This is a genomic window from Alloscardovia venturai (assembly GCF_042676605.1).
GTDB classification, from domain to species: domain Bacteria; phylum Actinomycetota; class Actinomycetes; order Actinomycetales; family Bifidobacteriaceae; genus Alloscardovia; species Alloscardovia venturai.
Map to the genome: position 1 here is coordinate 335,541 of NZ_JBHTHQ010000021.1, position 12,709 is coordinate 348,249.

General features: G+C 44.2%; 15 protein-coding genes. 4 read left to right on the forward strand and 11 right to left on the reverse strand.

Translation table 11 applies throughout. From position 1 onward, the window contains the following. Positions 1-107 precede the first annotated feature (107 nt). Positions 108-1,874: a 1-deoxy-D-xylulose-5-phosphate synthase gene (locus ACFQY8_RS04845; RefSeq protein ID WP_377938764.1), complete on the forward strand. Its 1,767-nt coding sequence runs from the start codon at positions 108-110 to the stop codon at positions 1,872-1,874. A 28-nt stretch (positions 1,875-1,902) separates the two neighbouring features. On the opposite strand, the gene ACFQY8_RS04850 is transcribed toward ACFQY8_RS04845, so the two are convergent. The 10 genes from ACFQY8_RS04850 to trpB all read right to left on the reverse strand — a co-directional run bounded on the left by ACFQY8_RS04850 (position 1,903) and on the right by trpB (position 10,274). Then, a complete protein-coding gene (locus ACFQY8_RS04850) occupies positions 1,903-2,157 on the reverse strand; it encodes a hypothetical protein (RefSeq protein WP_377938765.1) in 255 nt (84 codons plus the stop codon). A gap of 71 nt (positions 2,158-2,228) precedes the next feature. Continuing rightward, complete coding sequence (locus ACFQY8_RS04855) at positions 2,229-2,480, reverse strand: DUF1653 domain-containing protein (protein WP_377938766.1); 252 nt, start codon at positions 2,478-2,480, stop codon at positions 2,229-2,231. Positions 2,481-2,502: 22 nt separating this feature from the next. Next, positions 2,503-3,708 carry an MFS transporter gene (locus ACFQY8_RS04860; protein WP_377938767.1) on the reverse strand — a complete coding sequence of 402 codons (1,206 nt, stop codon included), beginning with the start codon at positions 3,706-3,708 and terminating at the stop codon, positions 2,503-2,505. A 150-nt stretch (positions 3,709-3,858) separates the two neighbouring features. Next, on the reverse strand, positions 3,859-4,338 hold the full coding sequence (gene rlmH, locus ACFQY8_RS04865; protein ID WP_377938768.1) for a 23S rRNA (pseudouridine(1915)-N(3))-methyltransferase RlmH: 480 nt from the start codon (positions 4,336-4,338) through the stop codon (positions 3,859-3,861). Between the two features lie 13 nt (positions 4,339-4,351). Beyond that, positions 4,352-5,272, reverse strand: a complete 921-nt coding sequence (locus ACFQY8_RS04870) for an alpha/beta hydrolase (RefSeq protein WP_377938769.1) — start codon at positions 5,270-5,272, stop codon at positions 4,352-4,354. A 5-nt stretch (positions 5,273-5,277) separates the two neighbouring features. Continuing rightward, positions 5,278-6,033: an alpha/beta hydrolase gene (locus ACFQY8_RS04875; RefSeq protein ID WP_377938770.1), complete on the reverse strand. Its 756-nt coding sequence runs from the start codon at positions 6,031-6,033 to the stop codon at positions 5,278-5,280. 69 nt (positions 6,034-6,102) lie between these two features. Beyond that, positions 6,103-7,536, reverse strand: a complete 1,434-nt coding sequence (locus ACFQY8_RS04880; protein ID WP_377938771.1) for a Na+/H+ antiporter NhaC family protein — start codon at positions 7,534-7,536, stop codon at positions 6,103-6,105. Between the two features lie 29 nt (positions 7,537-7,565). Continuing rightward, the gene (locus tag ACFQY8_RS04885; RefSeq protein WP_377938772.1) at positions 7,566-8,609 is read right to left on the reverse strand and encodes an aldo/keto reductase; all 1,044 of its coding nucleotides are present in this window, start codon (positions 8,607-8,609) and stop codon (positions 7,566-7,568) included. Between the two features lie 40 nt (positions 8,610-8,649). After that, on the reverse strand, positions 8,650-8,994 hold the full coding sequence (locus ACFQY8_RS04890) for a TIGR04076 family protein (protein WP_377938773.1): 345 nt from the start codon (positions 8,992-8,994) through the stop codon (positions 8,650-8,652). 62 nt (positions 8,995-9,056) lie between these two features. Continuing rightward, positions 9,057-10,274: a tryptophan synthase subunit beta gene (gene trpB / locus ACFQY8_RS04895; RefSeq protein ID WP_377938774.1), complete on the reverse strand. Its 1,218-nt coding sequence runs from the start codon at positions 10,272-10,274 to the stop codon at positions 9,057-9,059. A 501-nt stretch (positions 10,275-10,775) separates the two neighbouring features. On the opposite strand from trpB, the gene ACFQY8_RS04900 reads away from it, so the two are divergent. Further along, positions 10,776-11,177: a hypothetical protein gene (locus tag ACFQY8_RS04900; protein WP_377938775.1), complete on the forward strand. Its 402-nt coding sequence runs from the start codon at positions 10,776-10,778 to the stop codon at positions 11,175-11,177. Positions 11,178-11,312: 135 nt separating this feature from the next. Here ACFQY8_RS04900 and ACFQY8_RS04905 read toward each other — a convergent pair whose 3' ends face one another. Then, positions 11,313-12,041 carry a hypothetical protein gene (locus ACFQY8_RS04905; protein WP_377938776.1) on the reverse strand — a complete coding sequence of 243 codons (729 nt, stop codon included), beginning with the start codon at positions 12,039-12,041 and terminating at the stop codon, positions 11,313-11,315. A 122-nt stretch (positions 12,042-12,163) separates the two neighbouring features. On the opposite strand from ACFQY8_RS04905, the gene ACFQY8_RS04910 reads away from it, so the two are divergent. Together ACFQY8_RS04910 and ACFQY8_RS04915 are read left to right on the forward strand one after the other, a co-directional pair. After that, positions 12,164-12,370 (forward strand): 5-formyltetrahydrofolate cyclo-ligase, encoded by a 207-nt coding sequence (locus ACFQY8_RS04910; RefSeq protein ID WP_377938777.1) that lies wholly within the window; start codon positions 12,164-12,166, stop codon positions 12,368-12,370. Then, positions 12,346-12,702, forward strand: coding sequence for a 5-formyltetrahydrofolate cyclo-ligase (locus ACFQY8_RS04915; RefSeq protein WP_377938778.1), 357 nt, complete (start codon positions 12,346-12,348; stop codon positions 12,700-12,702). The genes ACFQY8_RS04910 and ACFQY8_RS04915 overlap by 25 nt, the downstream gene beginning before the upstream one ends. The last annotated feature ends 7 nt before the right edge of the window (positions 12,703-12,709 follow it).

The window sequence follows — 12,709 nt, forward strand, 5'->3', positions numbered from 1 at the left end:
GCCTCACCGTATGGGACATAGTGAACAAAATGTCATCGCGTTGTCACATATTCTCACATAGAATATGCATAAGAAGAACAGAGAAATAATTTCAAGGAGGAAACCTCATGTTCGTTGAAAAAATTCACTCCCCTGCAGACGTCAAGAAACTTACTCCAAATGAACGTAAAATTCTCGCCCAAGAAATTCGAGACGCGCTCCTTAAACGTTCTTCTATTCACGGAGGACATTTCGGTCCTGTGTTTGGCGTCGTTGAAGCTACTATCGCACTTCACACCGTTTTTGATGCGCCAACCGATAAGCTCGTGTGGGATATCAGTCATCAAACATACACACATAAAATCCTCACGGGACGCAACTATGGATTTATTGATCCTGCACGCTACGATGAGGTTTCCGGATATTCATCCCCTGCTGAATCAGAATATGATCTTTTCGAAGTCGGACACACTTCTACTTCTATCTCACTTGCCGTAGGGCTTGCAAAAGCACGCGATATCATGGGTGGCACAGAAAACGTTGTAGCCTTCATCGGCGACGGTGCAATGTCTGGAGGCGAAGCGCTTGAAGGTTTAAACGTCGTAGGCGAGCTTAACAGTAATTTCATTATCATCTTTAACGACAATGGAATGTCTATCGCAGAAAACCATGGTGGCATGTATCCACAGTTTGATGAGCTTCGAAAAACAAACGGGAAAAGCCCACACAATCTTTTTAAAGCGATGGGGCTAGATTACATGTACGTCGCTGAAGGAAACGATATCGATGCTCTTATAGAGGCATTTACTTCCGTAAAGAATATCAACCATCCAATCGTTGTACACATCCATACCGAAAAAGGCCTTGGCTACAAACCGGCGATGGAGCATAAAGAAGATTGGCATTGGCATGGTCCACACGATATTGAAACTGGCAAATCTCCTGCTATGTCAGAAGGATATGAAAGTTACCCTGAAATCACTGGCAAGTACATCATGGACTGGGTACAGAACGACCCGCAATCACTCGTAGTGTCATCAGCAGTTCCAGCAGCTATGGGGCTCAACGCCGAGCGCCGTCATGCGCTCGGAAAGCACTATATCGATGTGGGTATCGCTGAGGAAACGGCAGTAGCAGTAGCATCCGGAGCGGCAAAACGTGGAGCACATGTCCTCTATGGCACCGAAGCTACCTTCCTTCAGCGCACATACGATCAACTACTTCAAGATTTAGCGACAAACCATAATCCTGCCACTATTCTCACGTTTGATGCGTCCGTGTGGGGCATGCGCGACTTCACTCATATCGGTTTTTACGATCTTGCCATGATGGGAAACATTCCGGCACTACGCATGCTTGCTCCAACGACCGTCGAAGAGTTTATAGCAATGCTGAGGTGGTCACTTGCACAGACAGACGGGCCAGTTATCATTCGTGTCCCAGGTGGACAAGTCCGTCACAGCGCGATGCCCGACAAAATCCGCACAGATTACAGTACCAACACATCGACGGTCACACATCGTGGTTCGCGCGTTGCTATCTTTGGACTAGGGTCCTTCTACCCTCTCGCAGTAGAAACTGCGCGACAGCTAAAAGACGAACTTGGTATCGATGCAACGATTGTCAATCCACAGATTGCTTCCGACATTGATACTACTCTCCTCGACTCTCTGAGTAATACGCATGAACTCATCATTAGTCTTGAAGATTCGATTATTGAGGGCGGGTATGGCTCGAAAATCGCAACATATTTAGGGCGAACTTCTACAAAGGTAGCCATATATGGGATTACAAAAGACCTCTACGATCGTTATAATCCTACCGAACTCATGCGAACAAATCGGCTTGATAGCACTCTCATCGTACAGGATGTGAAACAAACGCTGAGTTTATAGAATGACTCTCAAATAACATCAGAAGATATTAGAGATTATGTTTCTTCATCTTTTCTTGAAAAACAGTATCGATGAAATCACGAACCTTTCCTTTAATATCTTCTGGTACATCGTCAGACGAGTTTGCGACAGCATCATATAAATCAGGATGTTCGTTTGCGAGTTTTTCAAATGTCTTTGATGTAGCGTGTGAACGGATAAAGAACGGGATACGTTTCCAATACTCAGGATCGATAAACTCCATAAGCTTCTTGTTCGTTTCCTTTGTCATACGAGACGCCATTATGTATTCTCCTTACATCGGACATATATTATTATCGCGGAATGTCACATCGGTTATCTGTTATTCGCATACTACTCGCACTGAGCGATGAGGTCTACCTCTTCAAAACGATATTTCTGCGTAACGTCTGGATATTTATCGTGGTCCACAGGTGACAAGAACATTTCTAGCGGACGTACCCACAGGCTTCTGTCGTCATAAAGCTTACGATAGATAACCATATCTTCCTGCGTTTCACTATCTTTCGCGAGACCCTCAACTATATAAAAATTCCCTTTAAAATGCCTATACACATGATGTATGCGAATACGTCTATATTCCACGTCTCTTCCTCCTCTTCAGAATCTAGCGTTTCACGGTTGATAGACCAAACTTATTTATGCGTACAACTTGCCACGAGCACCACGCATTCACAATAACGATTCCAGCCATGACCCATGCAAGAGAAACTCCTGGCAAAGAATCAGAATATATAACTCCATAGAGCAAAGGACCTATAGCAGCGAGTAGGTATCCGAATGACTGTGACAATCCGGAGATATCGGCAGCATCTGCAGGTTCTGCCGCTTTCATCGGATAATAAGTCAAAATCATCACGAAGATAGTGGTAAAGAACACACATGTTATCAGTGAAAAAAGATACCAGTATGCTGGACCAATGAGGGAATGCCAACCATACATCATAATAATGGCAATCTGTATAGCAGTCATCGTACCAATGAGATAGATATGAAAGCGCCGGCGAGTACGTGCCACAAAAAGTGGCACGACGAGAGACACTGGAATACCTATCGTATTAAAGAGAACCATGATAACGCTGTAATTAAGCATATCGACATGATCAGCATTCATCATCGATGGTAACCATGCTCCCAAAGTGTAACTCAAAAATGACTGCCCGCCGAACATCCCGATGAAGAGCCATGCACGTCTATCTGTCAGAAGTCTAAGCTTTGCATTCCTACGCGTTGCAGCGCGCTTCCCTTCAATTTTAAGTTCTGGCAAAGCAAAGGAGAGCACACAAGGTATAGCAGAAATCGCACACATAATCCACAGCATGACATGCCACGACCATGCAGCGGCAACAAAAGGCTCAATAAATACGAGAAGAGTGCTTCCTACAACCATCGCGGCTGAGTATGCAGTTGTAAATATACCAGGCTTGCTCGGAAACACCTCCGCTACAAGGGTTGGCATTGAGATATTGAGTACTGCAATGCCAGCACCGATAAGTAGCGAACCTACAAGGGTGGTAGGCCATGTCACGATAAGTCTGAAAATGCACCCCATTACTATAAGGCCTACTCCCAGCTGCATCGTCCGTGTGAGACCGAACTTTTCCACGAGCAAAGAAACAGCAGACGAAACGAATACGAACATCAACAAAGGAAGGCTCGTCAAAACACCCAACTCACCAACGTTTTTGTGTAGTGCTTGTGCGAGAGGTTCAAGGAACATAGGCAACGCAACAATAGGTCCGCGCATAGTCAAACCAGCAAGTATAAGGAAGATAGCAGTAAGCCGCTTCTTTGCGGTTGTTAACTGTGCCATTTATCTATCTTTCATGTGACTCGTGTAACGTAATCCACTACATGGTATGACATAAGCCTCCCATCGACTCGCCGATGAGGTTACACATCCCCTTTCTTTGCGGAGTCACTACGTTATAAATTACCGAGTATCACATAAACTTATGCTGAGTTACTTATGATAAGCCTGGTGATGCATAATACGATAGGCACGATAAATCTGCTCACTTAGCACCACACGGGCAAGCTGGTGCGGCATCGTGATACGACCAAATGACATCAACTCATTCGCACGCGATTTGACTCTATGTGATAACCCCAAAGAACCACCGACGACAAAATCAATTTTGCTCTGCCCGCGGAGTCCACATTCCTCAATGCGCTGTGCTATATCTTCGCTTGTGACGAGTTTCCCTTCGATAGCGAGCGCGATGACATAATCTCGATCGTCTATTTTACGTAAGATACGTTCTCCCTCCTTATCGAGGATGAGCATATCTTCCTTATCACTTGCCTTATCGGGCGTCTTTTCGTCAGGGAGTTCGATGATGTCGAATGTGCAGTATGCTCCAAGCCTCTTCTTATACTCTTCGATGGCAAGTTTCCAGTATTTTTCTTTTAGCTTTCCTACACAGATTATTTTAATGTTCATTTTTCCACCTCACTTACGAATGTTGTCGGAAGAATTCTATCTGGTCATCGTTGCATTTCATTGCTCGAGTTGATTTTATGTCGAGATGAAAAACGTGAGGGTACTTGTCCTTGTCCTCTTGTGTCCCATATATCGTAAACTTCACCGGTACATGTGCTTTTTGAAGTGCATGTACCAACAACGGAGCCTGCATCTGTAAGAAGTCTCCCGTGGAAGTGATAACGAGAGTCGGAGGAAATGATTCTGTCACGTAATCTGTGACATTCATTAAAAATCGTTGTGAATATTTGCCATATGGCTCGAAAACGTCGCTGTATAAGTCGTCCTGCATGGTTTGAGTGTGTTTCTTATCGTGCTTGATGTCTGTTTTATACACACCGCAGCTCAGAGCAATTGCTTGTGGAACGTGTGCGCGATAGACATCAAATTTGATTCGCTGCGCAAACTGCGAATTTGTAGCAAGTGCGCAGTATAGTCCCAAAATGTTCGCTCCTGCTGAGTCTCCTATAGCATACACATGGTGAGTATCAAAATTGTACTGACGTGCATGCACATAGACCCAGTCAAATGCCTGTACAGTATCCTCGAGGAACACAGGAAACTTATACTGTGGTGCGAGTCCGTAGCTAAAGTTCACCACAGCAAAACCACGCCGCGCCATGTCCATACAGTAATACTGGTATGTATCTTTAGAACCGTGAATCCATCCACCACCATGGACACTGACGATGACAGGAATTTCACCGTGCTCATTGGTAAAATGATGCATAAATTCTTCTGCAGGATGATAGACATCGAGCTGTTGGTATGGTCTCTTTGTACCGTACGTAATATTAGTAAAACGTACCACATCTATAGGCATACTCAATGCTCTATCCCGAGTTAAGTCATCAAAGTCAAAGAGAGCTTTCATTATAGCTGTCGTTAATTTCATGATACTTATTTCTTATGAACTGTCTCGACGATACTTTGAATAATTTGACGTTGCTGACTCTTTACAGAGATTGTTGCCTTACCGTCACCTTTCTGTGCTCCATATATTCCAAATCCCGCATGATTTCCGCCTTTAATCTCTCTATATGACGTATCGTGCGGTAACCGTTGGCGAGCCTTATTCCATTGCGAGCGGTTAAGGACTGTATCATGTGACGCTGTCAGAGACAAGACGTGCAGATGTGTCTTTGACAAGTCATTGTCCGTGTTTGGATAGGATGCGAGGAAAATCAATCCTTGCACATGCAGTTGATGTATATGCGCGCCATTTTTAATATTTGCTGCTGCCATCACTCCACCTAGAGAATGGCCAGCGAGATAGACGTTTGTCAAATGAAGAGAACTAATAATATGACTTGCAGACTGCGCGTTCAGAATAGGCAATGAATATGGCGACTTCACGAGATAGACATCAATGCTATCTTTACTCAGCTCTTCAGCCATGTAGCTATACGCTTTAAGGTCGACGAGTGCGCCACCAACAAAGACTATGTTCGCCGTCTCATGAGGAGCATCAAACTTTATATACTGGCTCGTTTCACTCACATTACTGGAATTATATGCCTCTACGGCATCATCTCGAGCAGGGTAAATGCTCATACGAAGCCATACCAATCCCGCAATGACGATAACGAGAAGCACAGCAATTATGCTTGCAACGATTTTCCAAATCTTTGATTTGCTCTTCGATTTACTCTTCATACCCACATCTCATACCCTTGTCACGACAACTTGACGTGGTAACCTGGCATGACAAGGGCATAAGACATCTTAAAGTCTTTTGATTTCTTCACCGTCTTCATCCTCATAGATGCGCCCCCATCCTGTGAGCACGGATGTAAGAAGCACGAGGAACAAAAGGAACGGATAGACGAGATGCGCACTGAGCTCAAGGATAGATACAGTTGGAGCCGTTGTGTATCCTTGCGTCAGCTGTGATCCAATAAAAACAAAGACACTCAAAAATGGGACACATACAGCCAAGCCATTTGCGAAACCATCAAGTAAGTTTGCACGTCGGTATGGGTGAAGTCGCGCAGCTCTACCAAGCTCATCCTGAACTTTTCCGAAGGTAGCCATTGCAGCAGATGTTACCCCTCCGAAGAGAAGTGTAGTCAGTGTGATGCCTAACATCATCATAAGTTCTGTACCGACGACACTTCGTCCCAACCGCGAAGAGCTGAGTACATGAAGAACCATATCTAGCGCGCCGGCTTCATGCAGCACACCCATAATTCCATACACTGCAAGCACAAGTATGACAGTACTCATCATTCCAGAGACACCTTCTACTAAGAATCCTACCGGTGCACCGTCTTTGACAGAGATGATGTCGCTTGGATGAATACTTCCTGTCGCAAGACCCACAATAACGCCGACGATAATTCCAACGGTGATAGAAAGATAAATATCTTTGTATATCACAGCGACAATAAGCATAAGTACCACAGAGATAAGCATAAAAAGCGACATCGGATTTACTTGTGCTTTGCTGAGCGCATCCGAGGTAGAAGATGCGCCATTCCCTCCAAAAATTGCAAACACGAGGAAAGCGATAATCCCTGCAACAGCCGAATACTTAAAACGTGTACGTACTACTCCACCTATTTCTGCAGTACCACTTCGATGTGAGTAGTGCTGAGTTGAAGCAGAAATAACCGTCGTGTCCGAGATAGGAGCGAGGTTATCTCCAAATATTCCTCCTGAAACTATGGCAGCTGCAAGAAACGCAGGATTTGCCCCGAGGAGTACGCCTGCCGGGTAGAAAATCGGGAAGCATGTAAACATGGTGCCGAGCGATGAGCCCGTCGCGGTTGCAATAATACAGACAAAAAGAAAAATCATCGCCGTAAAAATTGACCCGCTCATATGTATACTTCGGGCGAGGAAAACAAATCCACCTGAAAGTTGAGAGGTTTTTATCAGCTGAGAGAACATGCCAATGACGAGAAGAAGTACCAAAATCGGTGCTGATTCTTTAACCCCGTTATATACCGCTTCCCAATAGTTTTTACGTTTACTCCCCTTGACAAATAACGCTGTAAGAAGCAATGCTATTAGCGCAGCCATAGCAAGTGCGCCCATGTCAAATGCTTTGAGTACGACAAAGAATTCAATGCAAAAGCCGAGAAAAATTACTACGGGCAAGAATGCGACTACTTTGCCACCATAAAACTGTACAGCTGGTTGCGTCTCTTTCATCATTTCTTTTCATTCTCTCTTTGCCGAAAGGTCTAGCCTTCAGCTTCATTCATACGGATAATGGAACGGAAAACGGATTGTGGATTACGTTCCAATTCATATGGTTCGCCTGAAACAGTCGGGTATTGAGCAAGGAACGTATCTATACGTGCACGATCCTCAGGTGTGAAATCAAAACTAAAAATACGCGCATTATCATCCACATGTCGTGAATTACGTACACCAATGATTGTGGCTGTAACTCCCCGTTTTTCGAGAATATAGCGTGTAGCAATTTGCGCTATATGAACATTATGACTTACGGCAATCTCATAAAGTAGTTTCAGCAATTTCTGATAACCATCATAGCCAAGAGTAGCCTCAATAACTTGGAAATACTTGACCTGTGAACGAGTCTCAGGAGTATAAGCATCTACTCCCATATAGCGTTCAGATAAGAGCCCGCCAGCAAGCGTCCCATAGCAAATCTGCTGAATGCCTGCATGCAGACCATAGTCGATCATCGACTTTTCTACGCGCCTGTCAAACACTGAATACTGGCTTTGACATGAGATTACTGGAATACCACCATCAACAAGTTTCTTGAGATGCTCGGTATCAAAATTTGTCACACCGATGTAGCGAATCTTGCCTTTTTCTTGGAGCTTCACGAGATTCTGCGCAACATCAACATAACGGTCGATGTCGTAATCCCACCAATGATATTGGATAAGATCGATATAGTCTCTTCCCAACTTTTTCAGACTACGATCGATGATACGTTCCGTATCTTCAAATCTAACCGAAGTCAAAATATCGTAATCTGGCACATACTTTTCGTGAATCTGAATGTCTTCTGGTTTAAGCCCACTTCCCTGCTTGAGCTCGGTAAGGAAAGTACCAAGGATATCTTCGGCGCCAATATAGATATCCGCGAGATCAAAAGTGGTAAAACCTTTGTCGACGAGTTTATGAAATGCGTATACGATATCGTCTATATCAAGCGCACCGTCAAGACTATGTCCACGCGAAAGCTGCCACAGCCCATTGAGTACGCGAGAGATTTCATAACCAGGTGCAAGTTCAATTCGATTCATTATGATATTTTCCCATTTCTTGGCTTAGTATCTAGCGCTTTTACAGCGGCACTACAGTTGCTTGTGAGTGTGAATATTCACATGTGTTTAACCTTGATATATGAAAGAGCGCTCCACAATGTGGATCAGGACATGCTATATCACTATCGGTAAACATCCAATCGTTACGACTAAGCTCCCGTTGCTTTGCTGGTAACAACGGGAGAAGCGCCGCAAGCGCATACAAAGAGAAAGATCTCGTCTGCTCAAAAATGAGATTTTCGCCACATACAAGGAAATAATCTCCCACATGATGAGAGCATACAAACGGACGGTCTGTAGCTTTGACCTCCACTTTGAGCGTATAAAGGTCAAACGTGTCATCATCGTGCGGATTCTCTACCATATGTATGCGCTTTCTCGATATTGGTTTCTGAGTGGACCAACTAGTCCTCTATAATCTTGCGCTCAGGATTGCAGAGTGCGATTATGTTCTTCAAGGTACTTTGCGACAGACGTCACGTCTTTATCTCCACGGCCAGAGACGTTAACGATGATGATGTCATTTTTATCCATCTGTGGCGCACGTTTAATAGCTTCCGCTAAAGCGTGAGAACTTTCAATCGCAGGCAGGATTCCCTCGGTACGGCTGAGCATGAGCAAGGCATTGATAGCTTCATCATCTGTCGCTCCAACATACTCAACGCGACCACTTTCCTTGTAAAATGCATGCTCTGGGCCTACTCCTGGATAGTCTAGACCAGCGGAAATGGAATATACTGGCGCCACGTGACCATCATCATCGAAAATCGCATAGGTTTTCATCCCGTCAACGACACCAACAGTTCCCTTTTCCATCGTAGCTGCATGCTGATCAGTGTCGAGACCTTTACCCGTAGCCTCAACGCCGATAAGCTTGACATCGCTATCGTTGACGTACTGTGAGAATGCTCCAATAGCATTCGATCCGCCGCCGACACACGCGATGACCGCATCAGGAAGTCGTCCTTCCTTTTCGATAATTTGTCGACGCGATTCGACAGAGATAACTTTTTGGAATTCATGAACAATAGTCGGGTACGGATGAGGGCCTACTGCAGAACCAAGGATATAGAACGCATCTAAATCGTTCATCCATGCCTCAAATGCAGCATCAACAGCATTCTTTAATGTAGCAGTTCCCGCCGTGACCGAGTGAACTGTTGCTCCCATAAGCTCCATGCGGAAGACATTAAGCTTTTGACGCTCTACGTCTTCAGCGCCCATATAAATATCACACTTCATCCCGAAACGAGCAGCTGCTGCTGCGGTAGAGACACCGTGCTGACCCGCTCCAGTTTCCGCAATGACACGAGTCTTGCCCATACGTTTTGCAAGTAAAATCTGGCCAAGCACGTTATTGAGTTTGTGAGCACCTAAATGATTAAGATCCTCACGCTTGAGATAAATCTTCGCTCCTCCCAGATGCTCAGTAAAAGACTGAGCGAAATATAGAGGAGTTTCACGCCCTGAATAGTCTTTGAGTAAGCTGTGATATTCGTTGAGAAATTCCGGATCATCCTTATACGTGTTGAATGCTACTTCGAGTTCATCAAGAAGCTTTTGGATAGGCTCAGGGACGAAACTACCGCCAAAATTGCCAAAGAATCCATTGTGTGCTTGAGTTGGGAGTGCTGCATTATCCATTGTATTTCCTTCGATATTTTAGATTTATTACTGTCTTACATTTCCTGATTTACTAAGATGCGCCATCGTCTCATCTTTATGCCTTTCGTGTGTTGAGTTTATTGGATTCATCGATACTTTATGGAAAGAAAAAATCTCACCAAGATAGATATCCAGATGAGATTTACACAGCTACATATCGCGTAGCAAAAACTTCACATAGATACCAGTCTTCGTATCGATTGCATCTATGTGAAGAAACACATATACGCAATCTATCCTTGCCAGGTGCGCCATGCACGCCAGCTACGCCAAGCTACGTAGGATAGATTTCGCATTGCATTTCCTTCTATACGCAAATATTTATGGTTGCTAACATAGCACTTCCTTGGGTATTCCCATACACTCTCGTCCATATAATGATATTTGAGCATTTCCCACTATATAGTTGCTTTGAACTTTACAATTTTCGATTTTCGGCACATCTTTTTAGAATAGGGATGGCGTACAAGGAGAAGATAAATGATTAACTCAAGTAAAATCCAAGAAATCGTTACTGCAACGGGTCATACATTTGCCGATAATGCAAGTATCTACGCAGAAAGTTTCCCTGATGGCGCTGGCTTTTTGACTGGTTCTATAGCCAGCTTAGCAGTTATCAAGAACCACGCTATTCATTTTGGCTCTGAAGGTTTGACCATCATTAATTTAACCGTCAGCGGTAATCTCAAGAAGAATGAAGCCCCTATCTTCATTCCTGCAAGTGATATCCAGTCTATTCGGCTTCACGGTGGCATGCTTCGCGCAAACCTTGATATTGCTACAGCACATGGAAATTTCCGCTACCGTGTTCGTCGTTGGGTGCTAGCACCGGGTTGGCACAATAAGGGCTATAAGTTCGTTAAGACCCATTACACAGCTTAAACGCTTTCTCATTTAAGAGAAGTATCTGCGTCATTAAATAAAGCTTGTGGGCCTTCCTTGAAGGAAAGTCCACAAGCTTTATTTTGCATAAATACAAGAGGCATCTTATACACACATTCACACTCACAAGGAAAACTATTGTTGTGGACTTGCTGAATACGTAGAGTCTGACGATGCAGGTGGATTGGATAGACGAGTTGCCTCAGACACAGGTGCCTGACCATATGTTGGCACGTTTAGCGGTGGCTGCGGTTGAGGTATCTGCTGTGTAGGATTTACCTGCACAGACTCATTATCACCAGTATTCATGGGCGTCTGCTGTGCAAATTTCGAAGCATCGTATGACTGTGCTGATGCAGCACCTCGATAAGGCATATAGCTCAAAACTGGCAACGACGATGCTGGGACCTTCTGAGTGTAATTGATTTTCAAGAGGACAGCCGCGATAGCAATCGTCATGAGCGATATAAGAATAGATGCTACAAGGATGACTACGAGATTAACTCCTGGGACGAAAGAACCGACTACGGCCACAACCCACGTAATGCACTGTGCACGTGTCATATTGCGTAACGCATATGATTCCGGTTTTTGGAATTGAGGGTAACGTAAGCGTTCCTCAGCTTCACGACTTCCAATAAATGCGCCTATGACCATCAATACGCTTGATACAGCAAACACAATGACATAAAAACCTATAGATAGAACTGTACTCTCAGAAAGAGAAATATCATCTGAATTCGCAAAATGCTGCCAACCAACGATGTCGAATATCTCAGCAGCAAGTGCAATTACACTCAGGAGGAATATAAAAGCAGGAACCTGCCACCACGCAATCTTAGCAATTTTTACCGTAGTACCCATGTTTTCTCCTTGTGATGAATCTCATTGAAACTATGAACACCTTACACGAAACATATGTCTTAACGAGCGTCCTAGCGAGGTGGATTTCTCAAGTACAGCGCATACACACTAAACTCGTATTTATGGAAACCCAGCATACAAAGCAGCAGATTCGTGCTCATATGCTTTCTGTACTGAAGAGGCGAAATCCAGTAAGAAAACTCCATGATGACTTATTACTAACCCAAAAATTGATTGAGCATCCTCGATATCAAGAAGCGAATACCGTCGCAGTATTTATGAGCATGGATTTTGAATTTATACTATGGGAATTATCAGCAATGCTTTAGCTTGCAAAAAGCATGTCGTGATTCCTCGCACATTACCTCACAGTGATATGGAATTCGTCAAGTATAATTCAGCATGGCTTTCTCTTACGCATTTCGGCGTCCTTGAGCCTGTAAATGGTCAAGTCTTCGAGCCACACACAATTGACCTTATGATAGTTCCCGCACTTGCAGTAAATCAACGTGGATACCGCATAGGCTTTGGTGGCGGATATTATGACCGATACCTCAAGAAGTACACTGGACACACAGTAAGCCTTGTGTACAATTTTCAGCATGCTGAATTTGACAGTGACACATTCGACGTTCCCATTCAGCATCTCATAACGCTATAGTAGTAGA